The sequence below is a fragment of the Corynebacterium sp. HMSC073B01 genome, assembly GCF_001838255.1.
Taxonomy (GTDB): domain Bacteria; phylum Actinomycetota; class Actinomycetes; order Mycobacteriales; family Mycobacteriaceae; genus Corynebacterium; species Corynebacterium jeikeium_D.
Window position 1 is genome coordinate 1 of the sequence record NZ_KV836168.1, and the last position, 26,976, is coordinate 26,976.

Consider the following 26,976-nt stretch of genomic DNA (forward strand, 5'->3'; position numbering starts at 1 on the left):
CATGCGGACACACTTTTCTTTACTTAACCCGGCTCTGGATTAAGCGGGGGGCAGGGGCTCGAGTTAGAGGCTCGAGTTAGAGGTCAGCCACTCATCGATGAGCTATTCACTTATGGTTCCGCTGGGGCTCATCGATAAGTGAATAGATTATCCATAAGTGCGCGCCAAATGTCTGCAAACGTGACAAGAAATACCACTGCCTACCTGCTGATTTGTGCTTAGTGGTGATTTCGGGTTAATCTTTGCAAGGCTTCACGGAGAGCACAGAGCGAAACGAAGCGGTCAACAATTGGCCACAGAGTTACGTGCTGGGTTTAACGGATGCTGATGCCCCCTTAGCTCAGTCGGCAGAGCGTTTCCATGGTAAGGAAAAGGTCGACAGTTCGATTCTGTCAGGGGGCTCTGTTCTTTTATACGGACTTATGTCCGGTAGAGAATAGGGGCGATGTAGCTCAGATGGTGAGAGCGCACGACTCATAATCGTGAGGTCGGGGGTTCGATCCCCCCCATCGCTACTACGGACAGTGATGTTCGTCGAACCCCGCCTTGATTATGCAGCAATGCAGTAAGGTGGGACATTGTCAGCTAAGGACTGAAAAGTTCTTTCGCTGGTGGTGAAGGGGCGTGGCTCAATTGGTAGAGCAGCGGTCTCCAAAACCGCAGGTTGCAGGTTCGAGTCCTGTCGCCCCTGCAAGTACCCGTCATCCAGGGCGTATGAAAATGCGTCTGGGTGGCGGGTTTTTCGTTTATGTTCGGTGGCGGTGGGGCAATGCGAGTTACTGACTGCGTTTATGACAAAAACAGCCCGAAAAATGGCTTGAAAGTGTCATAAACCCATACAGTTTCACATTTGCAGCCCCAAGTTCGCATCCCCGAGCGAGCGGCCGAAGCGAGCAGCCCGTGGCTCTTTGGGGTTGTCAGAATCGAATCTCGAAGCCTGCGGTTCCCACGAAGGGCATTTCTTCGATAGTGTGGATTATCGGCTAGAATTTACGCACTGAACCAGACTTGCTCTGCACAGTGGGGGCTTGGCTCCGGAGAACTTCCCCGGAGTTTGCCCTTGAAGAATTCACGTTTGAGTTTCACTGTGCAGTATCTTTAGGTCTCATATGCACGAAGTAGCGAAGGAGCATCGTGTCTGAGGAAAACCAGACTTTCCAGGCGGCGGCTCGCCCGTCCGGTAAGCGCCAGGCGACGGGCGCGCAGACCACCGTGGCGAAGAAGCCTGCGCGTGAGAAGGAGACCAACGAGCTTTCGACTCGTAACCCTTTGGTTTTCATCAAGCAGGTTGTTGACGAGCTGCGCAAGGTGATTTGGCCGACCGGCCGCCAGATGGTCACCTACAGCATCATCGTGATTCTGTTCCTGATTGCCATGATCGCTCTCGTGTGGGGTGTGGACACGCTGGCCGGTCTGGGTGTCCGATCGGTGTTGGGCAAGTAATCGGTTATACTGTTTCGCAGTGATGCTTTTCATCCCGCCTCCGAGTTCCGGACGGCGGGATTATTCGTTAGCGCAGCTGGTGTCTGGCTGTGCGAAGTGATTGCGGATGGCATATTGGCTCTTAAGACTCTTTAGGCGAAGATGCCAATGTCGCGAACCGTTGATGTAGATACAAGAGGGGTTAGCACGACATGAATGATGGTCAGAATATTTTCTCCGACGCCCAGTCCGCGGATGCTGCCGCAACTGAGCAGGATGCGCAGGGCGCACCGGCTCAGGTAGAAGCTCCGGCCGAGGGTGCAGCCGACGCAGCCGCAGCCGACGCAGCCGCAGCTGACACTGCTGCAGCAGAAGCAGCGCCGGCAGAGGAGACTGCCGCTGACGCTGAGGCACAGGCAGCTGCTGACGCAGATGCCGAGTACCGTAAGCGCCTGCGCGAGTTCCAGCGTGAGCTCAAGCGTCGTCCGGGCGACTGGTACATCATCCAGTGCTACTCCGGCTACGAGAACAAGGTGAAGACCAACCTGGAAATGCGCGCCCAGACCATGGGTGTCGATGAGCAGATCCACGAGGTCATCGTTCCGGTTGAGGAAGTCGAAGAGCGCAAGGACGACGGCAAGAAGAAGATCGTTAAGCGCAAGCTGCTGCCGGGCTACGTTCTGGTTCGTATGAGCCTGGATGACCCGTCCTGGTCCGTCGTCCGCGACACCCCGGGTGTTACTTCCTTCGTCGGTAGCGAGGGCCAGCCGTCCAAGGTCAAGATTCGCGAGGTCGCTAAGTTCCTCATGCCGAAGGAGACCATCACCGCGGACGCCGCTGAAGAAGCTGCAAATGCCGACGGTGAGCTGGCTGTCGCAGCGGCGCCGCAGGCGGAGAAGAAGGCCGTCGCCATCGACTACGAGGTCGGCGAGTCCGTCACCATCCTGTCCGGTCCGTTCGCATCTGTGGCTGCGACCATCTCCGAGATCGACCCGGACACCGGCCGCATGAAGGCTCTGGTTTCCATCTTCGGCCGTGAGACCCCGGTCGAGCTGGGCATCGATGAGGTCGAGAAGCTGAACTAGGCCCGACCTCAAGCCAGGCGCAGAGCCAAGCGGAGAGCACCGCCAAGCCAAGCGCCGAGCAAGGCACCAGCTAGCTCGCTCGCGCAACCAATCCGGTAACGGATTTTGATGCACGCCATACGCTGCGGTAACGTAGCCAGGCGTGCATTTTTGTGCCTTGAGCACAGATGCGCCAAGTAATTCGTATCCCCGGTGGCTGGCACCAACTCAATGACCAGCGCCAGTGGCCATGATGGTCGAGGGCGCAAGGGTCGTCGTAAAGCGTCGGCATCCGGACGGGGTGAGTCGCCTTTTCATCGGGGCGGCGTGCCCCGGTAACTAGGAAGTAGGTTAATCCGATGGCTCCGAAGAAGAAGCTTTCTGCGATTATTAAGCTGCAGATCCAGGCTGGTCAGGCTAACCCGGCTCCGCCGGTTGGTCCGGCACTGGGTGCTCATGGTGTCAACATCATGGAGTTCTGCAAGGCTTACAACGCAGCAACTGAGAACCAGCGTGGCAACGTTGTCCCGGTTGAAATCTCTGTCTACGAAGACCGCTCCTTCACCTTCGTTCTGAAGACCCCGCCGGCAGCTAAGCTGCTGCTGAAGGCCGCTGGCATTCAGAAGGGCTCTGGCGTTCCGCACACCAACAAGGTCGGTTCCGTGACCTGGGAGCAGTGCAAGGAAATCGCCGAGCTGAAGAAGCCGGACCTGAACGCTAACGACATCGAGATGGGTGCACGCATCATCGCCGGTACCGCTCGTTCCATGGGCATCACCGTCGAGGGCGCTAAGTAAACCGTCAGCGTTTAGCTGCTCCTTCATCAAGTGGTAGGGCCAGCTTCGGCCCGCTACACACCACAATCCAACCATTTCACTTAATTGAGATTGGACTTTTCATGAGCAAGAACTCTAAGGCATACCGCGCCGCCGCCGAGAAGATCGACGCCGGCCGCATTTACTCTCCGCTCGAGGCCGCTAACCTGGCCAAGGAGACTTCCTCCAAGAACTACGACGCCACCATCGACGTCGCCATCCGCCTGGGCGTTGACCCGCGCAAGGCTGACCAGCTGGTTCGCGGCACTGTCTCCCTGCCGAACGGCACCGGTAAGACCGTCCGCGTTGTCGTTTTCGCTGCTGGCGAGAACGCCACCAAGGCTGAAGAGGCCGGCGCTGACTTCGTTGGCTCCGAGGAGCTGATCGAGAAGATTCAGGGCGGCTGGACCGACTTCGACGCTGCTATCGCTACCCCGGACCAGATGGCCAAGGTTGGTCGCGTGGCTCGCATCCTCGGCCCGCGTGGTCTGATGCCGAACCCGAAGACCGGCACCGTTACCCCGGATGTCGCTAAGGCTGTCACCGAGATCAAGGGCGGTAAGATTTCCTTCCGCGTTGACAAGGCTGCAAACCTGCAGGCTGTTATCGGTAAGGCTTCCTTCGACGCTGAGAAGCTGGCCGAGAACTACGGTGCGCTTATCGACGAGCTGATGCGCCTCAAGCCGTCCGCTGCTAAGGGTAAGTACCTGAAGAAGATCACCGTCTCCGCCACCAACGGCCCGGGCATCCCGGTTGACACCAGTGTGATCAAGGACTACACCGCCTAAATCAGCATCAGCCGATAGGCGAGTGTGCTCTTCACGAGTCACTCGAGAGTGACTCTGAGCAAAGCTCTTTAAAACCGCCGCCGCGCGCACTTTCCAGAGTGTGTGAGGTGGCGGTTTTGCATTGGCATAAGGGGTATCGATAGCGCGGTGGGGGCTTGGGCGCGGTAGACGTCGTAAAGCGAATTGCTAATCCAAACAACTAATCCAGGCGAAATGGACTCACAGCCAAAGTTTGTTGCTTAAAATCGCGACTATGACGTTAATTTTGGAACCCGAAGAAGGGCTGGAGGCGCTCGGCGAGATTAATCGCCTGGCGCAGCTCGACGACGGTTCCGGAATTATTGAATCGCAGCTCATCTCGTATCTCGACTCGTTGGGCGACGACGCCTATGACATGCCCTGCCTGCGCATCGCGGGACAGACTCTGCTGGGCGAGGTACTGACGGGGCTAGGGGAGGACGAGCGCGTAGCTGAGGTCCTTCGCCGCAATATCCAGGACTCTGTGGTGCTTCCGGGGATGAGTGAGGAGGAAGCTCTGCAAGCTCGGGCGGCGCAGGTCGTGGTCGTGCGGCTGTTGCGCATCATCGCGCGGATGGAGGCCGTCGAGCTGCGCAATGTCGTGGCGCAGCAGTGCCTGGCATCGCAGATCCCGCCGGTTGTGCGCGTGGCACTGACACTCACCGTGGATATTCTCGACGCCGCCAGATTGGACGCACATCCCGACGACATGGTGCGCGTGGTGCTCGACTACGCCGACCAAGTGCTCTGGCTTGCCGACGACAACCTGAATGCGTACTTTGCCGAGCTCGAGATGATTGTCCAGCAACGTGAGAAGGACCTGGAGTTCGGCCGCTTCGGAGAGCCAGGTGCGGCGCGGTTTGGATAGGCGATTTGGTTAATTGCCTGGGTCTGGTATAGAGTTTCTTCACGAAGTTTGACCGGCTTCCAATCGGTACCAACATCGAGTTGGGAAGATGGAGGTTGGTACTCAAGTTTCACCGAAGACCGTCGGTCATTCGCTTTGAAAGAAGCGGATTGAAGGTTTCATTGTAGGAATACAGTGAGTGGCCCACGCAGGAGGACTTGGAAGCGCTTGCGCAGTTTGACTTCACCTGCTGGCCTTGGGGTTGGCGGAGTTGAAGTGGAACACGCCACAAGAATTGTGCGCCCCATCCTTGTGCGAGGATTGGGGCGTTTGTTGTATTTGCGCAAAAGAATCCTTCACTTGGCCGAGCGGAAAATTGCAAAGACCAGGAAGGAGGCGAGAGTACACATGGCAGCAAATGCTGAGAAGATTGCAGCTGTTGCAGCGCTGAAGCAGGACGTCGAAGAGTCCAACGCTATCGTGCTGACTGAGTACCGCGGCCTGTCCGTTGCGGAAATCACGGAACTGCGTCGCGCCCTCGGTGCTGATGTTAAGTACTCCGTCGCCAAGAACACCATGATCAAGATCGCTGCCGACGAGGCAGGGATTGAGGGTCTTGATGAGCACCTGAACGGCCCGACTGCAGTCGCCTTCATCAAGGGCGAGGCTGTGGATGCGGCTAAGGCGATTAAGAAGTTCGCCGGTGACAACAAGAACCTCGTGATCAAGGGCGGCTACATGGACGGTGCTGCGATGGATGCAGCACAGTTCGAGGCTCTTGCGGATATGGATAACCGTGAGACCACGCTGGCAAAGCTGGCTGGTGCCTTCAACGGCGTTCTGGCGAACGTCGCTGGCCTGCTCGACGCTCCGACCTCCTCGGTTGCCCGCCTTGCTGCGGCACTCGAGGAAAAGAAGTAATCCCGAGCGGCTCGCGATCTACGCGAACTAAATCACGCGAAAAACTTTTCAATATCACTTTGACGGCTTCGACCCCAGGGATCTCTGAGGGGAGCGGCCGCACCACACTCATAGGAGAATATCCATGGCTAAGTACACCACTGAGGAACTGCTCGAGGCTTTCAAGGAAATGACCCTCGTTGAGCTCACCGAGTTCAAGAAGGCTTTCGAGGAAGAGTTCGACGTCACCGCTGCTGCTCCGGTTGCAGTTGCTGCTGCAGGCGCTGCTGGCGGCGAGGCTGCTGCTGAGGAGAAGGACGAGTTCGACGTCGTCCTCGAGGACGCTGGCGCTAAGAAGATCGGCGTTATTAAGGCTGTCCGTGAGATCGTCTCCGGCCTGGGCCTGAAGGAGGCTAAGGAGATGGTTGAGTCCGCTCCGAAGGCTATCCTGGAGGGTGCTTCCAAGGACGACGCTGAGGCTGCTAAGGCTAAGCTGGAAGAGGCTGGCGCAAAGGTTGCCCTCAAGTAATTCAATTACTTGCCTCGGCCCCGGTAGTGGCCTAAAGCTACCAATTCTGACCGCCAGTTCTGGGCTTCGTGCCCGGGGTTGGCGGTTCTTTTGTATCTGGGGCCTTTGCTAACCCACCTGACCCGGGCAAAACCTCACTAATCTCACCCGTCACAGGGAGTTGAGGCAAAAACCAGCCCACTCATTGTCTTGATTACCCTTATTGGCCTGTAAAGTATCTAACATGCTCTCACGGCCGAGAATTTTGTCTATCCTTCTGTTGGGTCTAGGCACCGCACTGCTTGCTGCTGGCATTTTGCTGCCCAAAGTGCTCAATGTTGATCCCAAAATGCCGCTTGACCTGCCGCCGGTGTCGTATACCCTGCGGGCGGAAGACGGCGTATCCACCAGGATTAACGAAGAGGGCAAGCGGGAGGAAGTGCACTCGCCGCTGCAGCGACAGCTCCATGGCGTGCTCATCGAACCCGCGGATGCGGACAAGGTTTCGCTCCGTGTCGGTGTGACTGAAATGCGTGAGCTTCCCCCTGAGGTCATAGGCACCGACCCGCTGACGGAGCTTATCGAGGCCAATATCTGGACAGTTACCATCGACCGCCTCACTGGCGAGGCGCTGGCTCCTGCGACGCTTGTCGACCGCATGGCAGGCGTTCCACGGTCAGTGGCTTTCGAGGGGAACTGGGTGAAGCTTCCGGCCGACACGGAGGAAAAGGAATACCTGATCTTTGATGATCTCCTCCACGATTCCTTGCCGGCAAAGTTTGTCGGGGAAGAGGAGCGCGGCGGTAACCGTGTCCTGCATTTCCGTCAGGACATTGAGAAGACGAATCTCGCCCAGAAGTACCGTTCTTACGTCTCTCAGCTAACCCAGGATGACAAGTCCGGCTTCCTCCAGTACCAGGGCACCCGTGATTTGTGGGTTGAGCCCAAGTCTGGCTCGGTCATCGATATGGCCGAGGACATCCACCTTTGGTGGGAGACCCGCGATGGCGAGCCGATCATGGACTACCTGCGCTTCAACGGCAAGATGGACGAAGGCCTTTCCAATCAGCTTCTCTTTGGCGCAATACAGAATTTCCAGCGCCCAGCTCTAGAGCCGTGGTCAATCGGCCTCATTGCGTCCGGTTCGATTCTGGTATTCATCGCAATCGTGGGTATCGTGCGTCCTTCGACCCGTCGTAAAACAGAGTAACGCTTTACGACGGCCATAGCGCCCAGGCCTCATCGTTATATCGGTAACGGGTGAATGCGACACGCCCGATTTGTCAAGTTGTACTAGACAACTGCCAGTTTTTGATATAGGCTAAATCGTTGCGCTGGAATTAGTGTATCTGTCGCCAGCTCTTTTATAGTTTGCGCTCGGAGCGCGGGGCTATTATGTAGCACCGTTTTTCGTGCATCTAGCTGTTAAAGGAGTTGCTGCGACGCCGCCGTTAGGGCTCGGGGGCTCGCCTTTAAAGGCTGGTCTTGGAGGCCAAGTGGCGGGGGAATCACTTTCGTGTGTGACCAAAGGTTAGACGCAAAGTATCCCGGTGCGCAACAGAAATAATTCCTGCAACTTGAATCGCGTATAAACCAAGCGGGCGGAGCGCACCACCGGTTGCCGGTGTGCTCCACCGCGTGAGGTGCTGGAAGGACGCATCTTGGCAGTCTCCCGCCAGACCAAGGCAGTAACCGGTATTCCCGGAGCTTCGAAGAGGTACTCGTTTGCAAAGATTCAGGAGCCGATTGCGGTTCCTGGTCTGCTCGACCTGCAGCGTGAGTCTTTCGCATGGCTCATTGGCACGCCTGAGTGGCGTGCTCGTCGCCAGGAGGAGCTCGGAGAAGACGCTCGGGTTACCAGCGGTCTCGAAGATATTCTAGAAGAGCTCTCTCCGATCGAGGACTACTCCCAGAAGATGTCCCTGACGCTGTCGGACCCATGGTTCGACTCCGTCAAGAACACCGTGGATGAGTCCAAGGATAAGGACATCAACTACTCGGCTCCCCTCTACGTCACCGCGGAGTTCACCAACCGCGAGACCGGTGAGATCAAGAGCCAGACCGTCTTCATCGGTGACTTCCCGATGATGACGGACAAGGGTACGTTCATCGTCAACGGAACTGAGCGTGTCGTTGTTTCTCAGCTGGTGCGCTCTCCGGGCGTCTACTTCGATGAGACCATCGACAAGTCCACCGAGCGCCCGCTGCACTCGGTGAAGATTATTCCGTCGCGCGGTGCGTGGCTGGAGTTCGACGTCGACAAGCGGGACACCGTCGGCGTTCGTATTGACCGTAAGCGTCGCCAGCCGGTCACGGTTCTGCTGAAGGCTTTCGGCTGGACCACCGAGGAGATCAAGGAGCGCTTCGGCTTCTCTGAGATCATGATGGCCACCCTGGAGAAGGACGGTGTTGCAAACACCGACGAGGCCCTGCTGGAGATTTACCGCAAGCAGCGCCCGGGTGAGCCGCCGACGCGCGAGTCCGCGCTGGCTCTGCTGGAGAACAACTTCTTCAAACCGAAGCGCTACGACCTGGCTAAGGTCGGTCGCTACAAGGTCAACCGCAAGCTGGGCCTGGGCGCTGATGCCTCCGGCGAGATGGTTCTGACCGAGCAGGATATTGCTACCACCATCGAATACCTCGTGCGTCTGCACGACGGCGAGAATGTTATGACCTCGCCGGAAGGCGTCGAAATCCCGGTTGAGACCGACGATATCGACCACTTCGGTAACCGTCGTCTGCGTACCGTAGGCGAGCTGATTCAGAACCAGGTCCGCGTGGGTCTGTCCCGCATGGAACGCGTGGTTCGTGAGCGCATGACCACTCAGGACGTGGAGTCGATCCAGCCGACCACCCTGATTAACGTGCGCCCGGTTTCCGCGGCTATCCGTGAGTTCTTCGGTACTTCCCAGCTGTCCCAGTTCATGGACCAGAACAACTCGCTGTCGGGCCTGACCCACAAGCGTCGTCTGTCCGCACTGGGCCCGGGTGGTCTGACCCGTGACCGTGCTGGCCTTGAGGTTCGAGACGTTCACCCGTCCCACTACGGTCGCATGTGTCCAATTGAGACCCCAGAGGGTCCGAACATTGGCCTGATTGGTTCGCTGTCCTGCTACGCACGCGTGAACCCGTTCGGTTTCATTGAGACTCCGTACCGTCGCGTCCGCGATGGTGTCATCACCGACGAGGTCGACTACCTCACCGCTGATGAGGAAGACCGCTACGTCGTCGCGCAGGCCAACACCCCGATCGACGAGAACGGCCACTTCGTTCAGGAGACCCTGTCTGTTCGTAAGAAGGGTGGTGACGTCGAGTCCGTCCGCGCCGATGAGGTCGACTACCTCGATGTTTCCCCGCGTCAGATGGTCTCCGTGGCTACCGCCATGATTCCGTTCCTCGAGCACGACGACGCTAACCGTGCCCTGATGGGTGCGAACATGCAGCGTCAGGCTGTGCCGCTGCTGCGTTCGGAGGCTCCGTTCGTCGGTACCGGTATGGAGCAGCGTGCTGCTTACGACGCCGGCGATGTCATTGTCGCTTCGGCCACCGGTGTGGTCGAGACGGTGTCGGCAGACTTCATCACCATCATGGACGATGAGGGCCAGCGCCACACCTACCTGCTGCGCAAGTTCGAACGCACCAACCAGGGCACCTGCTACAACCAGAAGCCACTGGTTGACGAAGGCCAGCGTGTTGAGGCCGGCCAGGTCATCGCTGATGGTCCGGGTACCGACAACGGTGAGATGGCACTTGGTAAGAACCTGCTCGTGGCATTCATGCCGTGGGAAGGACACAACTACGAGGACGCCATCATCCTGAACCAGCGCATGGTTGAGGAGGACATCCTGACCTCGATTCACATCGAGGAGCATGAGATTGATGCCCGCGACACCAAGCTGGGTCCGGAGGAAATCACCCGTGACATCCCGAACGCATCCGAGGAGATGCTGAAGGATCTGGATGACCGCGGTATCGTCCGCATCGGTGCCGACGTTCGCGACGGTGACATCCTGGTCGCTAAGACCACGCCGAAGGGCGAGACTGAGCTGACTCCGGAGGAGCGCCTGCTGCGCGCTATCTTCGGCGAGAAGTCCCGCGAGGTCCGTGACACCTCCATGCGTGTTCCGCACGGTGAGTCCGGCAAGGTCATCGGCGTCCGCGTCTTCTCCCGTGAAGACGATGACGACCTGGCACCGGGTGTCAACGAGATGGTCCGCGTCTACGTTGCGCAGAAGCGCAAGATTCAGGACGGCGACAAGATGGCAGGTCGCCACGGTAACAAGGGTGTTATCGGCAAAATCCTGCCGCAGGAGGATATGCCGTTCCTGCCGGACGGCACCCCGGTCGACATCATTCTGAACACCCACGGTGTTCCGCGTCGTATGAACATCGGCCAGGTCCTCGAGGTTCACCTCGGCTGGCTGGCGAAGGCCGGCTGGAGCATTGAGGGCGACCCGGATTGGGCTAAGCGTCTTCCGGCTGACCTGCACGACGTTCCGTCCGACTCCCTGGTCGCAACCCCAGTGTTCGACGGTGCTGAGAACGAGGAGCTCGCTGGTCTGCTCGCGTCGTCCCGCCCGAACCGTGACGGCGAGGTGCTGGTCAACGCTGACGGTAAGGCCACGCTGTTCGACGGCCGCTCTGGCGAGAAGTTCCCGTTCCCGGTTTCGGTGGGCTACATGTACATGCTGAAGCTGCACCACCTGGTCGACGAGAAGATTCACGCTCGTTCCACCGGTCCGTACTCCATGATTACCCAGCAGCCGCTGGGTGGTAAGGCTCAGTTCGGTGGTCAGCGCTTCGGTGAGATGGAGGTGTGGGCAATGCAGGCATACGGCGCTGCCTACACCCTGCAGGAGCTGCTCACTATCAAGTCCGATGACGTGGTTGGCCGCGTCAAGGTCTACGAGGCAATCGTGAAGGGCGACAACATTCCGGATCCGGGTATTCCGGAGTCGTTCAAGGTGCTTCTGAAGGAACTGCAGTCGCTCTGCCTGAACGTTGAGGTCCTTTCGGCCGACGGCGTTCCGGTTGAGTTGGGCTCCTCCGACGATGAGGAACTCGACCACGCGACCGCTTCCCTCGGCATTAACCTGTCCCGCGACGAGCGTTCTGACGCTGACTCCGCATAGTTTCTCGCTTAACGACGAAACATTGCGTGAGTATCAGGGTCGGGAAGCCCTAACTCGCGAATAACCCAACACAGACGACAACGTACAAAAACCTCCGCAGAGAATTTGGTTTCCGCATTACTTCGATGCGGAGGGAAAGGGAAAACAGGTGCTCGACGTCAACAACTTTGACGAGCTCCGGATTGGGCTCGCTACCGCCGACGACATCCGCCGCTGGTCTCGCGGTGAGGTCAAGAAGCCCGAGACGATTAACTACCGTACGCTGAAGCCGGAAAAGGATGGCCTTTTCTGTGAGCGTATCTTCGGCCCGACCCGTGACTGGGAGTGTGCTTGTGGTAAGTACAAGCGCGTTCGCTTCAAGGGCATCATCTGTGAACGCTGTGGCGTTGAGGTGACCAAGTCGAAGGTTCGCCGTGAGCGCATGGGCCACATTGAGCTGGCCGCTCCGGTCACTCACATCTGGTACTTCAAGGGTGTGCCGTCTCGCCTCGGCTACCTGCTCGATTTGGCTCCGAAGGATTTGGAAAAGATCATCTACTTCGCTGCCAACATCATCACTTCTGTGGATGAAGAGGCTCGCCACAACGACCAGGAAACCCTCGAAGCAGACATGCTCGTGGACAAGAAGCTGGTTGAGGACGACCGCGACCAGGAGCTGGCCGAACGCGCCCAGACCCTGGAAGAGGATCTGGCTGAGCTCGAGGCAGCCGGTGCCAAGGCTGACGCCCGCAAGAAGGTTCAGTCTGCAGCCGAGCGCGAGATGCGCCACATCCGTGAGCGCGCCCAGCGCGAGCTGGATCGTCTCGATGAGATTTGGAACACCTTCATCAAGCTCGAGCCGAAGCAGATGATTATCGACGAGGGTATTTACACCGAGCTCGTCGACCGCTACGAGGACTACTTCACCGGTGGTATGGGTGCTGAGGCTATTCAGACCCTGATCCGCAACTTCGACCTGGCCAAGGAGGCCGAGGAGCTGCGCGAGATTATTCGCGACGGCAAGGGTCAGAAGAAGATGCGCGCCCTCAAGCGCCTGAAGGTTGTCACTGCATTCCTGCAGTCCGGCAACGACCCAGCCGCTATGGTGCTCGACTGCATCCCGGTGATTCCGCCGGAGCTGCGCCCGATGGTGCAGCTCGACGGTGGCCGCTTTGCGACCTCGGACTTGAACGACCTCTACCGTCGTGTCATCAACCGCAACAACCGCCTGAAGCGCATGATCGACCTCGGCGCTCCGGAGATCATCGTCAACAACGAGAAGCGCATGCTTCAGGAATCCGTTGACGCACTGTTCGACAATGGACGTCGCGGCCGCCCGGTCACTGGTCCGGGTAACCGCCCGCTGAAGTCCCTGAGCGACCTGCTCAAGGGTAAGCAGGGTCGTTTCCGTCAGAACCTGCTGGGTAAGCGTGTTGACTACTCCGGCCGTTCGGTTATTATCGTCGGCCCGCAGCTGAAGCTGCACCAGTGTGGTCTGCCGAAGCTGATGGCACTTGAGCTGTTCAAGCCGTTCGTGATGAAGGAGCTCGTGGCCAAGAGCTACGCGCAGAACATCAAGAGCGCGAAGCGCATGGTTGAGCGTCAGCGCCCAGAGGTGTGGGACGTCCTCGAAGATGTCATTACCGGACACCCGGTCCTGCTGAACCGTGCACCTACGCTGCACCGCCTGGGTATTCAGGCTTTCGAGCCGGTCCTGGTTGAGGGTAAGGCAATTCAGCTGCACCCACTGGCATGTGAGGCTTTCAACGCCGACTTCGACGGTGACCAGATGGCAGTCCACCTGCCGCTGTCCGCTGAAGCACAGGCCGAGGCTCGCGTCCTGATGCTGTCCTCGAACAACATTCTGTCGCCGGCTTCCGGTAAGCCGCTGGCTATGCCGCGTCTGGATATGGTCACTGGCCTGTACTTCCTGACGCTGGAGAAGCCGGAGCTGCCGGGTGGCCACCAGGATGCCACCGAGGACGCACCGGAGCAGGGTATTTACACCAGCCCGGCCGAGGCCATCATGGCTTACGACCGCGGTGCAATTGGTCTGCAGAGCCCGATTAAGGTGCGCATCAGCCACCTGCGTCCGCCGGCCGAGATTGAGGCCGAGCAGTTCCCAGACGGTTGGAACAAGGGCGATACCTGGCTGGCTTCGACCACGCTGGGCCGCGTTATGTTCAACGACCTGCTGCCGTGGAACTACCCATACGTCGAAGGCGTTATGGCTAAGAAGCCGCAGGCTGCGATCATCAACGACTTGGCTGCCAAGTACCCGATGATCACGGTCGCTCAGACCGTCGACAAGCTCAAGGATGCTGGCTTCTACTGGGCTACCCGTTCTGGTGTCACCATTGCTATGTCTGACGTGCTGGTTCTCCCGAACAAGCGGGAGATCCTAAACGGCTACGAAGAGAAGGCCGCCACGGTGGAGAAGAAGTTCCGCCGCGGTAAGCTCTCGGCTGCTGAGCGTCACGAGTCGCTGGTTAACCTGTGGAAGGCTGCGACGGCTGAGGTCGGTGAAAAGGTCGAGGCTCTGTACCCGGATGACAATCCGATTCCGATGATCGTGAAGTCGGGTGCTGCCGGTAACATGGGCCAGATTCACTCGCTGGCCGGCATGAAGGGTATGGTTACGAACCCGCGTGGTGAATACATCACCCGTCCGATTAAGACCTCCTTCCGCGAAGGCCTGTCGGTTCTCGAGTACTTCAACAACTCGCACGGTTCCCGTAAGGGTCTGGCCGATACCGCGCTTCGTACCGCTGACTCGGGTTACCTGACCCGTCGTCTGGTCGACGTTGCGCAGGACGTCATCGTTCGCGAAGAGGACTGTGGCACCCACGATGGTGTCATTGTCGAGATCGGCGAGGATGTTCTGGACGCAGCCGGCAACCCGACCGGCGAGATCCGTCGTGCGAAGTATGTCGAGACCGCCGCGATTGCTCGTGTGCTGGCAGCCGATGTCACCGACGCTGAGGGCAATGTCCTTATCGCGGCTGACACCGACCTGAACGACGACCACATCACCCTGGCTCTCAGCCACGGTGTCAAGGAAGTCAAGGTCCGCTCGGTTCTGACCTGTTCCACCGCAACCGGTGTCTGTGCCAAGTGTTACGGTCGCTCGATGGCAACCGGCAAGCTGGTCGACATCGGAGAGGCTGTCGGTATTGTTGCTGCGCAGTCCATTGGTGAGCCGGGTACCCAGCTGACCATGCGTACGTTCCACCAGGGTGGTGTCGGTGGCGACATTACCGGTGGTCTGCCGCGTGTCCAGGAGCTGTTTGAGGCCCGCGTGCCGAAGAACAAGGCTCCGCTGGTCCGCGAAAACGGTCGCGTGCGCCTGGAGGAGGACGAGCACTTCTACACGCTCACCCTCATCCCGGATGCCAACAGCGAAGACGAGGTTGTTTACGACAAGCTGTCCAAGCGTCAGGGCCTGGCTGAAATCACTGTCGATGGCCGTCGTCGCGCCATCCGCGATGGTGACCATGTGGTCAAGGGTCAGCAGCTGCTCAAGGGCGCTGCCGATCCGCACGAGGTCCTCGAGGTTCTGGGCCGCCGAGGCGTCCAGCGCCACCTCATCGAGGAAGTCCAGTCGGTCTACCGTGATCAGGGTGTGGCCATTCACGACAAGCACATCGAGGTTATCGTCAGCCAGATGCTGCGCCGCGTGATTGTGTCTAAGCCAGGTGACTCCGAACTGCTGCCAGGTGCACTGGTCGAGCGCTCCACGGTCATGGCGAAGAACCGCGAGATTGTCGCCTCCGGTGGCAGCGTCATCGAAGGCCGTCGCGTGCTGATGGGTATTACCAAGGCATCGCTGGCCACCGAGTCCTGGCTGTCCGCCGCCTCCTTCCAGGAGACGACGCGCGTGCTTACCGACGCCGCTATCAACAAGCGCTCGGATAAGCTCATCGGCCTGAAGGAGAACGTGATCATCGGTAAGCTGATCCCGGCTGGTACGGGTATCTCGCGCTACCGCAACATCACGGTTGAGCCGACTGAGGAAGCTGCCCGCCAGGCAGCCGCCCCGTTCGCTTCCTTCGGCGAGGGCTTCTACGGTGCCGAGGACACCTACGGCATCGATCAGGTCGGTTCCGCAGTTCCGCTGGATGACATCGGAACCTTCGAGTAGAAATCAATAGCTTTGCGGCAGCGGCTGGGGGGAGCGGGAGAATTCCCTCGGTCACTGTCTGGCAAAGCACCTCGCCTGACAGTTGGGGCTTCGTGCGCTAACTGTTAGGTGGCAACCGGAAAAATCCTCCGGCACAGTTGTGGCTTACTAGCGGGTTGCTAGTTCGTCACGGTCGTGCCGGAGGATTTTTCTTTGTCGAGGCAACCCAACTGGAAAACTCGGCTGGAGACTGAAGAAAGGCGATAGGAACAGAGGCAAGGGGCAGGGGAGGAAGGGCCTAGGGGTTCCGTCCCGACCTCCCTCCTCTACATCTTGAGAGCCTCTGCAATCGGGGTGTTGCCCTCGTTGAAGTTAATCATGCGACCAACGGTAGCCTCGTTGAACACGGCCTGCGCGATGACATTGGCAACGGTCGCGCGAGCGACCTCGCCTGCCTTGTCCGCCGTGGTGTCGATGGAATCCTGGCCCTCGTTGAGCGTGAGCGCACTCGGGCCGAGAATGGTCCATTCCAGGTTTGAAGCGCGCAGCGCTTCGTCGGCTGCAGCCTTGGACTCGGCATAGGCAAAGAAGCTGTGATCCTCTGGAACGCCATGGTCGTGGCCCGCACCAAAGTAAGAGACCATCACGTAGCGCTTAACGCCAGCCTGCTCGGCTGCGGCAATCGAAGTAATAGCTGCGTCGCGGTCGATCGCGTACGTCCGTTCTGGTGAACCTCCACCAGCGCCGGCGGACCAAATCACAGCGTCGTGCGCGCTGAGAAGGTCCGCAAACTGTTCGGTCGAGAGACTGGCGATGTCGTAAACGGCTGGTGTGGCGCCGAGAGCCTCGATATCCGGAACCTGGTCGGGGTTGCGTATAACAGACGTGACCTCGTAGCCATCGTCGATAAGTAGGGGAGTAGAGATTTGGGCCACCTTGCCGTGGCCGCCAATGACAATAACCTTTTTAGACATGTCCCCACCTATACGCTGCCAGTACACTGCTGGCAATGAAGAAGGCATTCGCCTGTGGTGAACATGGCGATTAAGTTTCTCCAGCGCTGATGCAGGACAGTACTATGGGCAAACCGAACGGACGGCAGAATTGGCCGAGTTATCAATTCAAACCGGCATAGTAACGTCTGCGTCTTTTGGGGCGAGGCGCGCCGTGCTGAACACCCAAAAATTTGATCACCAAGCCCACAAGCGCTCAAAGTGCTTGAAATTTATAGGCCATTACCAGGGTGTTTGGACTAAACCCGCAGCTCGCGTACTGTTATACAACGATCCCAGAAAAGAATTGGGAACTTGAGACATTACCCAGTAGGCCAGCGAGAGCGGCTGACTGGGTTTCGCACGTTCAAAATCCCTCCATTTCTTGCGTTCAACCGATGGGCTCACCACTGGATGAGTAATAACTTTTCTTGTGATGCATTCACACGGAAGGTGGTTACTCCGCTGCGGTTGGCATCGGTCGTGAGAATGTCCAGCGAGGATTGAAAACAGAAAGAGGCTTCATGCCCACTATTCAGCAGCTGGTCCGCAAGGGCCGCCATGACAAGAAGGCTAAGGTTGCAACCGCAGCTCTGAAGGGTTCCCCTCAGCGCCGCGGCGTTTGCACCCGTGTTTACACCACCACCCCGAAGAAGCCGAACTCGGCTCTTCGTAAGGTCGCTCGTGTTCGTCTGACCTCTGGTATCGAGGTTTCGGCTTACATTCCGGGTGAGGGCCACAACCTGCAGGAGCACTCCATGGTGCTCGTTCGCGGTGGTCGTGTTAAGGACCTCCCGGGTGTCCGCTACAAGATCGTCCGTGGTTCCCTCGACACCCAGGGTGTCAAGGACCGCAAGCAGGCTCGTTCCCGCTACGGCGCAAAGAAGGAGAAGTAAGCCATGCCACGTAAGGGCCCAGTACAGAAGCGTCCTGTCGTCAACGACCCGGTCTACGGCTCCCCTCTGGTGTCGCAGCTGGTCAACAAGGTTCTGATCGACGGTAAGAAGTCGACTGCAGAGCGCATCGTCTACGGTGCACTTGAGCTGTGCGAAGAGAAGACCGGTACTGATCCGGTGCTGACTCTGAAGCGCGCAATCGAGAACGTCAAGCCGGCTCTTGAGGTTCGTTCCCGCCGTGTTGGTGGCGCCACCTACCAGGTCCCGGTCGAGGTTCGTCCGGGCCGTGGCACCACGCTGGCACTGCGCTGGCTGCTGATGTTCTCCCGTCAGCGCCGTGAGAACACCATGACCGAGCGTCTCGCTAACGAGATTCTCGATGCATCCAACGGCCTGGGTGCATCCGTCAAGCGTCGTGAGGACACTCACAAGATGGCGGAAGCAAACCGCGCATTCGCTCACTACCGCTGGTAATCGCTTATCGACGGAGGCCGCGAGTGGTCACCGTCGTAGAGCAGCTGCCGGTATGTCAACGGCGCGCGTCGGTCGCGGTCCACAGATCTTTAAGGGTCACTCAATAGGGGCCAGCCCGGCGCTTACACCCGATGTCTTGCGTAGAATTTACGCAATAGGTGTACGTCACGGCGCGACTTCGCGCCAAGACGGTGGCATTATAGATAAAGCAAACCCGACCGACGGCGGATTTGACGGCCAATTGCAATCCCGTAATTGAGTCTCACCGCCAAACCGATTTGAAACGAGTGGGGAATCAAGTGGCTGAAGGTGCACTTCCCGTTAAGAAGGACCTCCACAAGGTCCGCAACATCGGCATCATGGCGCACATCGATGCTGGTAAGACGACTACGACTGAGCGCATCCTGTACTACACGGGTATTAACCGCAAGGTCGGCGAGACTCACGATGGTGGCGCTACCACCGACTGGATGGAGCAGGAGAAGGAGCGCGGTATCACCATTACCTCCGCTGCTGTGACCTGTTTCTGGAACGACAACCAGATCAACATCATCGATACCCCGGGCCACGTCGACTTCACCGTTGAGGTTGAGCGTTCCCTGCGTGTGCTCGACGGTGCCGTCGCAGTCTTCGACGGTAAGGAAGGTGTCGAGCCGCAGTCTGAGCAGGTTTGGCGTCAGGCTCAGAAGTACGATGTCCCGCGTATTTGCTTCGTCAACAAGATGGACAAGCTGGGCGCTGACTTCTACTACACCGTTGGCACCATCGTTGACCGCCTCGGTGCTAAGCCGTTGGTTATGCAGCTGCCGATTGGCGCTGAGGATGACTTCGACGGCGTTGTTGACCTGCTGGAGATGAAGGCCCTCATGTGGCCGGGCAAGGTTGAGATCGGTACTCCTGCGCAGGTCGAGGAGATTCCGGCGGACATGGTCGACAAGGCTAACGAGTACCGTGAGAAGCTCATTGAGACCGTCGCTGAGTCCGACGAGGAGCTCATGGAGAAGTACTTCGGTGGCGAAGAGCTGACCATGGACGAGATCAAGGGCGCCATCCGCAAGATGGTTATCAACTCTGAGGTCTACCCGGTCTACTGTGGTACCGCGTACAAGAACAAGGGTGTTGAGCCGCTGCTCGACGCTGTCATTGACTTCCTGCCGAATCCGCTGGACATCGGTGAGGTTCACGGCCACCAGATGGGCGACGAGGACGTCGATATGGTCCGTAAGCCGTCTAAGGATGAGCCGTTCTCCGCTCTCGCATTCAAGATTGCTGCTCACCCGTTCTTCGGCAAGCTGACCTTCGTCCGCGTTTACTCCGGTCGTGTGGAGCCTGGCCAGCAGGTCCTGAACTCCACCAAGGACAAGAAGGAGCGCGTCGGTAAGCTGTTCCAGATGCACGCCAACAAGGAGAACCCTGTTGACGAGGCAGTGGCAGGTAACATCTACGCCTTCATTGGTCTGAAGGACACCACCACCGGTGACACCCTGTGTGCACAGGATGCTCCGATCGTTCTGGAGTCCATGTCCTTCCCGGATCCGGTTATCTCCGTTGCTATTGAGCCAAAGTCCAAGGCTGACCAGGAGAAGCTGGGTACCGCTATTCAGCGTCTGGCTGAAGAGGACCCGACCTTCACCGTTCACCTGGATGAGGAAACCGGCCAGACCGTTATCGGCGGTATGGGCGAGCTCCACCTCGACGTCCTGGTTGACCGCATGAAGCGCGAGTTCAAGGTCGAAGCAAACATCGGTAACCCGCAGGTTGCTTACCGCGAGACCATCCGCAAGCCGGTCGAGAAGTTCGAGTACACCCACAAGAAGCAGACCGGTGGTTCGGGTCAGTTCGCCCGCGTCATCATTGCTCTGGAGCCGTACTCCCCGTCCGCTGAAGAGGTGGAAGAAGGCGAGTCCACAACTTACCTCTTCGCAAACGAGGTCACCGGTGGCCGCGTTCCGAAGGAGTACATCCCGTCTGTCGACGCTGGTATCCAGGATGCAATGCAGTACGGTACCCTCGCCGGCTACCCGCTGGTGAACATCAAGGCAACCCTGCTCGACGGTGCTTACCACGAGGTTGACTCCTCCGAAATGGCCTTCAAGATCGCTGGTCAGCAGGCTCTGAAGGAAGCTGTTCAGAAGGCTAAGCCGGTCCTGCTCGAGCCGATGATGGCCGTTGAGGTCATTACTCCGGAAGAGTACATGGGTGAGGTCATCGGTGACATCAACTCCCGTCGTGGCCAGGTCAACTCCATGGAAGACCGCACCGGCGTCAAGGCTGTCAAGGCTCTGGTTCCGCTGTCCGAGATGTTCGGCTACGTTGGTGACCTGCGTTCCAAGACCCAGGGTCGCGCTAACTACACCATGATCTTCGACTCCTACGCTGAGGTTCCGTCCTCCGTGGCCGAGGAGATCATTGCAGCTCGTACCGGCGCTTAAATCACGCCGGTAGGGTGGGGCACTCAATCAGAGTTGACCCCATCCCTGCACGCACTGCACTGTCACTCTTTTAGAGAACGCAGTGCGAGGGTCTGCAGCTTTAGTAGATTCCCTCTAGCTTTGACTGTGCTGAGACATCGTCAGACTGTTGGCGTGTGTTAGCACAGGCAAGCTCTAGGGGGTAGCTGCTCGCAATTCATATCGTTGGCCGATTTTAGATCGCAGCTCAAATATCTAGCATTTATGCAGGTAAATGACGATGTGAGTTGCTGGCCGTTACCCACCCTTAACTAGGGGGTTGGTCTGGTTTGGAAAACTCCAGTATCCTGCCCTAGTATCGAGTAACTGGCACAGTGAAAGAATAGTGCTCTTTTGCGCGCGCACGTTCCGAAGTCGGAAGCGAACAGCTTCAAGGCTTCTGATGCTTGTGAAGGCGGATTGAGTGACCACAAAATTGTGGCTGCGAGAGTCGTGGCCACCTAGACCTCCAGGAGGACTAAAAGTGGCAAAGGCGAAGTTCGAGCGTACGAAGCCGCACGTCAACATCGGTACCATTGGTCACGTTGACCACGGTAAGACCACCACTACCGCCGCTATCACCAAGGTTCTGGCTGACAAGTTCCCGGACCTGAACGAGTCGTTCGCTTACGATGCCATCGATAAGGCACCGGAAGAGAAGGAACGTGGCATTACCATCAACGTTTCCCACGTTGAGTACCAGACGGAGAAGCGCCACTACGCTCACGTCGATGCCCCGGGCCACGCCGACTACATCAAGAACATGATTACCGGTGCTGCTCAGATGGACGGCGCAATCCTGGTTGTCGCTGCTACTGACGGCCCGATGCCGCAGACTCGCGAGCACGTTCTGCTGGCTCGCCAGGTTGGCGTTCCGTACATCCTCGTTGCGCTGAACAAGTGCGACATGGTCGACGACGAAGAGATCATCGAGCTCGTCGAGATGGAGGTCCGCGAGCTGCTGGCTGAGCAGGACTACGACGAGGAAGCTCCGATCGTCCACATCTCCGCTCTGAAGGCTCTTGAGGGCGAAGAGAAGTGGGTCAACTCCATCGTCGAGCTGATGGAAGCTTGCGACGAGAACATCCCGGATCCGGTTCGCGAGACCGACAAGCCGTTCCTGATGCCGATTGAGGACATCTTCACCATTACCGGTCGCGGCACCGTTGCTACCGGTCGTGTTGAGCGCGGCGTTCTGAACGTTAACGACGAGGTCGAGATTCTGGGCATCAAGGAGAAGTCCCAGAAGACCACCGTTACCGGTATCGAGATGTTCCGCAAGCTGCTGGATTCCGCTGAGGCTGGCGACAACTGTGGTCTGCTGCTCCGCGGTACCAAGCGTGAGGACATCGAGCGCGGTCAGATCGTTGCTAAGCCGGGCGCTTACACCCCGCACACCGAGTTCGAGGGTTCCGTCTACATCCTGTCTAAGGATGAGGGCGGCCGTCACACCCCGTTCTTCGACAACTACCGTCCGCAGTTCTACTTCCGCACCACCGACGTCACCGGCGTCGTTTCCCTGCCGGAAGGTGTCGAGATGGTCATGCCGGGCGACAACGTTGACATGTCTGTCAAGCTGATCCAGCCGGTCGCAATGGACGAGGGCCTGCGCTTCGCTATCCGCGAGGGTGGCCGCACCGTCGGCGCTGGCCGCGTTACCAAGATCGTTAAGTAAGGTTTCTCCCCATAGGGGAAGTGCTTTAACTTAAGTCTTAGAAGAATCCCGACTCCGCGTAAGCGGAAGTCGGGATTTTTTGTATCTGTACATACCCGACACTAGACGGGGTGGGGGCGACGCAATAGCCGTCGTCAAGCCGACTGTGCCGTAATGGGTGTGATGTACGTTGCACTTTGGAATCGTGATTTTACATTCGTAGCCCGGACGTGCTTTAATACGGAGGTTGCTTTAACAAAGGCGTTCGCGCCAATTGTTGTATCAGGCCCAGCTGGGAACCAGTACGAAATTGGACATAGCGCCTATGGTAAGGCGAGCATGACCACGTAGGGAAGTTTCTTCCCGATCGTGCCTCACGGAGAAAAACGGGCGACACGCCCGACCGCGGGGGTCGGAGGTGGCATGGCAAATTAACAGCGGCAGTAGGCAAATGAAGAGCCCCACGAGGGGGACTTGTTTTCCACTGGGATTTGAGTGCAAGGCGTTATTCGTCCGCTCGGGTCATGGCCATAAGTTAATTTGCCATGACGATCGAAGACGAAATCGCTTTGAAGTAATGCACAACCCAGTTTTAATTTCTGGCGCTGGCCATAGTTGCTGACGGCGTCGAGAAACATTGACAGGGTCGACGCCCCTTTAATTGGGGCGCGCCGACCGAGGAGAGGACAAGCGTGGCCGGACAGAAGATCCGCATCAGGCTCAAGGCCTACGACCACGAGGCTATCGACGCTTCTGCGCGAAAGATCGTGGAGACCGTTACCCGTACGGGTGCACGCGTCGTTGGCCCGGTGCCGTTGCCAACCGAAAAGAACGTTTACTGCGTTATCCGTTCGCCGCACAAGTACAAGGACTCGCGCGAGCACTTCGAGATGCGCACTCACAAGCGTCTGATCGACATTCTCGATCCAACGCCGAAGACCGTCGATGCACTTATGCGCATTGACCTTCCGGCAAGTGTCGATGTGAACATTCAGTGATCCTGGACTTTTGGTAGCGGAGACAAGATAAATGAGTGAAAACGAGATCAAGGGCATCCTGGGCACGAAGCTCGGTATGACTCAGATCTTCGACGAGGAGAACCGCGTTGTTCCGGTTACCGTCGTTGAGGCTGGGCCGTGCGTAGTGACTCAGGTGCGCACTAAGGAAACCGACGGCTACGACGCCGTCCAGATTGCATACGGCGAAATTGACCCGCGTAAGGTCAACAAGCCGGAGGCCGGCCACTTCAAGAAGGCCGGTGTGACCCCGCGTCGCCACAGCGTTGAGATTCGCACCCCGGACGCTTCCTCTTACGAGGTCGGCCAGTCCGTTGGTGTCGACATTTTCGGCGAAATTGAGTACGTCGACGTCACTGGTACCTCTAAGGGCCACGGCTTCGCCGGTGGTATGAAGCGCCACGGCTTTGCTGGCCAGGGTGCCGCTCACGGTAACCAGGCTGCTCACCGTCGTGTTGGTGGCATTGGCGCTTGCGCCACGCCAGGACGCGTCTTCAAGGGCAAGCGCATGGCAGGCCGCATGGGTAACGACCGGGTCACGACCCAGAACCTGAAGATCCAGAAGGTTGACGCTGACGCGAACCTGCTGCTCATCAAGGGCGCAGTTCCGGGTGCACGCGGCGGCCTGCTGGTTGTTAAGACTGCCACGAAGGGTGGTGCTCACGCATGACCAACCTCAAGCTAGACGTACACACCGCTGAAGGCGGCGTGAACGGTTCGGTTGAGCTTCCTGCTTCCGTGTTCGACGCGGAGGTGTCCATCGCCCTGATGCACCAGGTTGTTGTCGCGCAGCGTGCAGCAGCTCGCCAGGGCACCCACAAGGTCAAGACCCGCGGTGAGGTTCGCGGCGGTGGCCGCAAGCCGTGGCGCCAGAAGGGTACCGGTCGCGCTCGTCAGGGTTCGATCCGTGCTCCGCACTGGACCGGCGGTGGCGTTGTCCACGGCCCGGTGCCTCGCGATTACAGCCAGCGCACCCCGAAGAAGATGATTGCAGCTGCTCTGCGCGGCGCACTCTCTGACCGTGCTCGCCACGACCGCATCCACGTTGTCGAGGAACTGGTCCCAGGCCAGACCCCGTCCACCAAGGCAGCTCGTACTTTTGTCGAGCGTCTGACTGAGCGCCGCAACGTGCTCGTCGTTCTGCCGCGCGAGGACGTCAACTCGTGGAAGTCGGTTCGTAACCTGCCAGGTGTCCACATCCTGTCTGAGGATCAGCTGAACACCTACGATGTTCTGAAGGCCGATGACGTCATCTTCGCCGTTCAGGCACTCAATGACTTCATCACTCGCACCGCCGGTAAGGAGGAGAAGTAATGGCTACCATCGCAGATCCCCGCGACATCATTGTTGCACCGGTAGTGTCTGAGAAGTCCTACGGACTCATGGAGCAGGGCGTTTACACGTTCCTGGTCCACACCGACGCTAACAAGACCCAGATCAAGATCGCGGTCCAGGAGATTTTCGGTGCCAAGGTCGCTTCCGTCAACACCCTCAACCGTGAGGGCAAGCGCAAGCGTTCCCGCACCGGCTACGGCAAGCGCAAGAACACCAAGCGCGCCTACGTGACTCTCGCGGCCGGCAGCGATCCCATCGACATCTTCGGCGGTTCGGCAGCTTAGCCGCTAGCCGACGAGGAAGTTAAGGAAGAGCAAAAGTATGGCTATTCGTAAGTACAAGCCGACTACGCCGGGTCGCCGCCAGAGCTCCGTCTCCGAGTTCAGCGAGATTACTCGCTCGACTCCTGAGAAGTCTCTGCTGCGCCCGCTGTCGAAGACTGGTGGCCGTAACGTTCACGGTCACATCACCACTCGCCACAAGGGTGGCGGACACAAGCGCCAGTACCGTGTCATCGACTTCCGTCGTAATGACAAGGACGGCATTCCGGCAAAGGTCGCTCACATCGAGTACGACCCGAACCGTACCGCCAACATCGCACTGCTGCACTATGCAGACGGTGAGAAGCGCTACATCATCGCTCCGAAGAACCTGAAGCAGGGTGCCATCGTTGAGTCCGGCGCTAATGCCGACATCAAGGTTGGTAACAACCTGCCGCTGCGCAACATCCCGACCGGTTCCACTATTCACTGCGTGGAGCTCAAGCCAGGCGCTGGTGCACAGCTGGCACGTTCTGCTGGTGCTTCTATTCAGCTTCTCGGTAAGGAAGGCAAGTACGCAGTTCTGCGTATGCCGTCCTCTGAGATCCGTCGCGTCGACGCACGTTGCCGTGCAACCGTCGGTGAGGTCGGAAACCAGGATCAGATCAACATCCGTTGGGGCAAGGCCGGCCGTATGCGCTGGAAGGGCTGGCGCCCGACTGTCCGCGGTGTTGTCATGAACCCGGTCGACCACCCGCACGGTGGTGGTGAGGGTAAGACCTCCGGTGGTCGCCACCCGGTTTCCCCGTGGGGCCAGAAGGAAGGCCGCACCCGTAAGCCGAACCGTCCGAGCGACCAGCTGATCGTTCGTCGCCGTCGTACCAACAAGAATAAGAAGCGCTAAGGAGGGAACTGAGAATGCCACGCAGCCTTAAGAAGGGCCCGTTCGTCGATGAGCACCTCCTCGCGAAGGTCGATGCACAGAACGAGAAGGGCACCAAGCAGGTCATTAAGACCTGGTCTCGCCGCTCCACGATTCTCCCCGATTTCATCGGCCACACCTTCGCCGTTCACGACGGTCGCAAGCACGTGCCGGTGTTCGTGGATGACTCTATGGTCGGCCACAAGCTGGGCGAATTCGCCCCGACCAAGACCTTCAAGGGTCACGTCAAGGATGACAAGAAGGGACGTCGATAAGCCATGAGCAACGACATTACTTCTGCACGCGCAACTGCGCGCTTCGTCCGCGTTACTCCGATGAAGGCACGTCGCGTCCTGGACACCGTTCGCGGTAAGTCCGTCGACGAGGCACTGAACATCCTGGAGTACGCTCCGCAGGGTGCTGCTGATCCGGTCGCCAAGGTTGTTGCGTCTGCAGCTGCAAACGCTGAGAACAACTTCGGCCTGGACCGTCGTACTCTGGTCATCTCCGAGGCTTACGCCAACGAGGGACCGACCATGAAGCGCTTCCGCCCGCGTGCGCAGGGCCGTGCTTTCCACGTCCGCAAGCGCACCAGCCACATCACCGTGGTCGTCGAGAGCCAGAAGGAAGGTGACCGATAGTGGGACAGAAGATCCATCCACACGGTCTTCGCCTCGGTATTTCCAGCGACTGGAAGTCCCGCTGGTACGCCGACAAGCAGTACGCTGACTACCTGGCCGAGGACATCAAGATCCGCGATCTGCTGTCCACCGGTCTTGAGCGCGCCGGCATCTCCGATGTCGTTATCGAGCGCACCCGTGACCGCGTGCGTGTGGACATCCACACGGCACGCCCGGGCATTGTTATCGGTCGTCGTGGCTCCGAGGCTGACCGCATCCGCGGCCAGCTCGAGAAGCTCACCGGCAAGCAGGTTCAGCTGAACATCCTCGAGGTCAAGAACATTGACGCGGATGCGAAGCTGGTCGCTCAGTCCATCGCTGAGCAGCTCGCCAACCGTGTCGCTTTCCGTCGTGCAATGCGCAAGGCTATCCAGTCTGCAATGCGTCAGCCGCACGTCAAGGGCATCAAGGTTGTCTGCTCCGGTCGTCTCGGCGGTGCCGAGATGGGCCGCACCGAGCGCTACCACGAGGGTCGCGTTCCGCTGCACACCCTGCGTGCGGAGATCGACTACGGCACCCACGAGGCTCACACCACCTTCGGCCGCATTGGCGTCAAGGTGTGGATCTACAAGGGTGACGTGATCGGTGGCCGTCGCGAGTCCGAGATCAACGCCGGCAACGACCGCCAGCGTCGCGGCAACGACCGTCCGCGTCGTGGTGGCAAGCGTCGTCAGCGTGCATCTGAGAAGAAGGAGGGCTAATTC

23 protein-coding genes and 3 tRNA genes are annotated in these 26,976 nt (G+C 58.7%); 25 read left to right on the top strand and 1 reads right to left on the bottom strand.

Going from position 1 to position 26,976, the window contains the following annotated elements; all coding sequences use genetic code 11:
• The first annotated feature begins 329 nt into the window (after positions 1–329).
• The 13 genes from HMPREF2849_RS06630 (at position 330) to HMPREF2849_RS06690 (ending at position 15,614) form a co-directional block, all read left to right on the top strand.
• A tRNA-Thr gene (locus tag HMPREF2849_RS06630) sits at positions 330–402 on the top strand.
• 39 nt (positions 403–441) lie between these two features.
• Positions 442–515: transfer RNA gene (locus tag HMPREF2849_RS06635), tRNA-Met, on the top strand.
• 103 nt (positions 516–618) lie between these two features.
• Positions 619–691, top strand: a tRNA-Trp gene (locus tag HMPREF2849_RS06640).
• Between the two features lie 443 nt (positions 692–1,134).
• On the top strand, positions 1,135–1,443 hold the full coding sequence (gene secE / locus HMPREF2849_RS06645; RefSeq protein ID WP_016422041.1) for a preprotein translocase subunit SecE: 309 nt from the start codon (positions 1,135–1,137) through the stop codon (positions 1,441–1,443).
• A 191-nt stretch (positions 1,444–1,634) separates the two neighbouring features.
• Positions 1,635–2,507, top strand: a complete 873-nt coding sequence (nusG, locus tag HMPREF2849_RS06650; RefSeq protein WP_070438075.1) for a transcription termination/antitermination protein NusG — start codon at positions 1,635–1,637, stop codon at positions 2,505–2,507.
• A 338-nt stretch (positions 2,508–2,845) separates the two neighbouring features.
• Positions 2,846–3,283, top strand: coding sequence for a 50S ribosomal protein L11 (rplK, locus tag HMPREF2849_RS06655; protein ID WP_016422043.1), 438 nt, complete (start codon positions 2,846–2,848; stop codon positions 3,281–3,283).
• Positions 3,284–3,384: 101 nt separating this feature from the next.
• Positions 3,385–4,089: a 50S ribosomal protein L1 gene (gene rplA, locus HMPREF2849_RS06660; protein WP_016422044.1), complete on the top strand. Its 705-nt coding sequence runs from the start codon at positions 3,385–3,387 to the stop codon at positions 4,087–4,089.
• 253 nt (positions 4,090–4,342) lie between these two features.
• Entirely contained in the window at positions 4,343–4,975 is a 633-nt protein-coding gene (locus HMPREF2849_RS06665; protein WP_042388383.1) for a hypothetical protein, read from the top strand.
• 387 nt (positions 4,976–5,362) lie between these two features.
• Entirely contained in the window at positions 5,363–5,875 is a 513-nt protein-coding gene (gene rplJ / locus HMPREF2849_RS06670) for a 50S ribosomal protein L10 (RefSeq protein ID WP_016422046.1), read from the top strand.
• Positions 5,876–5,999: 124 nt separating this feature from the next.
• Complete coding sequence (rplL, locus tag HMPREF2849_RS06675; protein ID WP_016422047.1) at positions 6,000–6,383, top strand: 50S ribosomal protein L7/L12; 384 nt, start codon at positions 6,000–6,002, stop codon at positions 6,381–6,383.
• 223 nt (positions 6,384–6,606) lie between these two features.
• Positions 6,607–7,572, top strand: coding sequence for a cell envelope lipid trafficking protein PgfA (locus HMPREF2849_RS06680; RefSeq protein WP_042388387.1), 966 nt, complete (start codon positions 6,607–6,609; stop codon positions 7,570–7,572).
• Between the two features lie 433 nt (positions 7,573–8,005).
• Positions 8,006–11,494 carry a DNA-directed RNA polymerase subunit beta gene (locus HMPREF2849_RS06685; RefSeq protein ID WP_042388391.1) on the top strand — a complete coding sequence of 1,163 codons (3,489 nt, stop codon included), beginning with the start codon at positions 8,006–8,008 and terminating at the stop codon, positions 11,492–11,494.
• A gap of 148 nt (positions 11,495–11,642) precedes the next feature.
• Positions 11,643–15,614, top strand: a complete 3,972-nt coding sequence (locus HMPREF2849_RS06690; protein ID WP_016422050.1) for a DNA-directed RNA polymerase subunit beta' — start codon at positions 11,643–11,645, stop codon at positions 15,612–15,614.
• 305 nt (positions 15,615–15,919) lie between these two features.
• Here the strand turns inward: HMPREF2849_RS06690 and HMPREF2849_RS06695 are convergent, their stop codons facing one another.
• Positions 15,920–16,567 (bottom strand): SDR family oxidoreductase, encoded by a 648-nt coding sequence (locus HMPREF2849_RS06695; protein ID WP_016422051.1) that lies wholly within the window; start codon positions 16,565–16,567, stop codon positions 15,920–15,922.
• 542 nt (positions 16,568–17,109) lie between these two features.
• On the opposite strand from HMPREF2849_RS06695, the gene rpsL reads away from it, so the two are divergent.
• The 12 genes from rpsL to rpsC all read left to right on the top strand — a co-directional run bounded on the left by rpsL (position 17,110) and on the right by rpsC (position 26,973).
• Entirely contained in the window at positions 17,110–17,481 is a 372-nt protein-coding gene (rpsL, locus tag HMPREF2849_RS06700) for a 30S ribosomal protein S12 (protein WP_005509887.1), read from the top strand.
• 3 nt (positions 17,482–17,484) lie between these two features.
• The gene (gene rpsG, locus HMPREF2849_RS06705; protein WP_016422052.1) at positions 17,485–17,955 is read left to right on the top strand and encodes a 30S ribosomal protein S7; all 471 of its coding nucleotides are present in this window, start codon (positions 17,485–17,487) and stop codon (positions 17,953–17,955) included.
• 299 nt (positions 17,956–18,254) lie between these two features.
• Complete coding sequence (gene fusA, locus HMPREF2849_RS06710; protein ID WP_016422053.1) at positions 18,255–20,387, top strand: elongation factor G; 2,133 nt, start codon at positions 18,255–18,257, stop codon at positions 20,385–20,387.
• A 502-nt stretch (positions 20,388–20,889) separates the two neighbouring features.
• Positions 20,890–22,080, top strand: a complete 1,191-nt coding sequence (gene tuf, locus HMPREF2849_RS06715) for an elongation factor Tu (protein ID WP_016422054.1) — start codon at positions 20,890–20,892, stop codon at positions 22,078–22,080.
• A 671-nt stretch (positions 22,081–22,751) separates the two neighbouring features.
• On the top strand, positions 22,752–23,057 hold the full coding sequence (gene rpsJ / locus HMPREF2849_RS06720) for a 30S ribosomal protein S10 (protein WP_003938093.1): 306 nt from the start codon (positions 22,752–22,754) through the stop codon (positions 23,055–23,057).
• A 31-nt stretch (positions 23,058–23,088) separates the two neighbouring features.
• Complete coding sequence (gene rplC, locus HMPREF2849_RS06725; RefSeq protein WP_005509762.1) at positions 23,089–23,745, top strand: 50S ribosomal protein L3; 657 nt, start codon at positions 23,089–23,091, stop codon at positions 23,743–23,745.
• A complete protein-coding gene (gene rplD / locus HMPREF2849_RS06730) occupies positions 23,742–24,389 on the top strand; it encodes a 50S ribosomal protein L4 (protein WP_016422055.1) in 648 nt (215 codons plus the stop codon). Before rplC ends, rplD begins: the two co-directional genes overlap by 4 nt.
• Complete coding sequence (gene rplW, locus HMPREF2849_RS06735) at positions 24,389–24,694, top strand: 50S ribosomal protein L23 (RefSeq protein WP_005509869.1); 306 nt, start codon at positions 24,389–24,391, stop codon at positions 24,692–24,694. The genes rplD and rplW overlap by 1 nt, the downstream gene beginning before the upstream one ends.
• Before the next feature lie 37 nt (positions 24,695–24,731).
• Positions 24,732–25,574 (top strand): 50S ribosomal protein L2, encoded by an 843-nt coding sequence (gene rplB / locus HMPREF2849_RS06740; RefSeq protein WP_016422056.1) that lies wholly within the window; start codon positions 24,732–24,734, stop codon positions 25,572–25,574.
• A gap of 14 nt (positions 25,575–25,588) precedes the next feature.
• Positions 25,589–25,867 carry a 30S ribosomal protein S19 gene (gene rpsS, locus HMPREF2849_RS06745; protein WP_005509882.1) on the top strand — a complete coding sequence of 93 codons (279 nt, stop codon included), beginning with the start codon at positions 25,589–25,591 and terminating at the stop codon, positions 25,865–25,867.
• 3 nt (positions 25,868–25,870) lie between these two features.
• Positions 25,871–26,233 (top strand): 50S ribosomal protein L22, encoded by a 363-nt coding sequence (gene rplV / locus HMPREF2849_RS06750; RefSeq protein WP_005509775.1) that lies wholly within the window; start codon positions 25,871–25,873, stop codon positions 26,231–26,233.
• Positions 26,233–26,973 (top strand): 30S ribosomal protein S3, encoded by a 741-nt coding sequence (gene rpsC / locus HMPREF2849_RS06755; protein ID WP_016422058.1) that lies wholly within the window; start codon positions 26,233–26,235, stop codon positions 26,971–26,973. The genes rplV and rpsC overlap by 1 nt, the downstream gene beginning before the upstream one ends.
• Positions 26,974–26,976: the final 3 nt, after the last annotated feature.

Coding starts and splice junctions, on each gene's coding strand:
- nusG (WP_070438075.1), top strand. CDS start 1,635: ATGAATGATGGTCAGAATATTTTCTCCGACGCCCAGTCCGCGGATGCT.
- rplK (WP_016422043.1), top strand. CDS start 2,846: ATGGCTCCGAAGAAGAAGCTTTCTGCGATTATTAAGCTGCAGATCCAG.
- rplA (WP_016422044.1), top strand. CDS start 3,385: ATGAGCAAGAACTCTAAGGCATACCGCGCCGCCGCCGAGAAGATCGAC.
- HMPREF2849_RS06665 (WP_042388383.1), top strand. CDS start 4,343: ATGACGTTAATTTTGGAACCCGAAGAAGGGCTGGAGGCGCTCGGCGAG.
- rplJ (WP_016422046.1), top strand. CDS start 5,363: ATGGCAGCAAATGCTGAGAAGATTGCAGCTGTTGCAGCGCTGAAGCAG.
- rplL (WP_016422047.1), top strand. CDS start 6,000: ATGGCTAAGTACACCACTGAGGAACTGCTCGAGGCTTTCAAGGAAATG.
- HMPREF2849_RS06680 (WP_042388387.1), top strand. CDS start 6,607: ATGCTCTCACGGCCGAGAATTTTGTCTATCCTTCTGTTGGGTCTAGGC.
- HMPREF2849_RS06695 (WP_016422051.1), bottom strand. CDS start 16,567: ATGTCTAAAAAGGTTATTGTCATTGGCGGCCACGGCAAGGTGGCCCAA.
- rpsL (WP_005509887.1), top strand. CDS start 17,110: ATGCCCACTATTCAGCAGCTGGTCCGCAAGGGCCGCCATGACAAGAAG.
- rpsG (WP_016422052.1), top strand. CDS start 17,485: ATGCCACGTAAGGGCCCAGTACAGAAGCGTCCTGTCGTCAACGACCCG.
- rplC (WP_005509762.1), top strand. CDS start 23,089: ATGAGTGAAAACGAGATCAAGGGCATCCTGGGCACGAAGCTCGGTATG.
- rplD (WP_016422055.1), top strand. CDS start 23,742: ATGACCAACCTCAAGCTAGACGTACACACCGCTGAAGGCGGCGTGAAC.
- rplW (WP_005509869.1), top strand. CDS start 24,389: ATGGCTACCATCGCAGATCCCCGCGACATCATTGTTGCACCGGTAGTG.
- rplB (WP_016422056.1), top strand. CDS start 24,732: ATGGCTATTCGTAAGTACAAGCCGACTACGCCGGGTCGCCGCCAGAGC.
- rpsS (WP_005509882.1), top strand. CDS start 25,589: ATGCCACGCAGCCTTAAGAAGGGCCCGTTCGTCGATGAGCACCTCCTC.
- rplV (WP_005509775.1), top strand. CDS start 25,871: ATGAGCAACGACATTACTTCTGCACGCGCAACTGCGCGCTTCGTCCGC.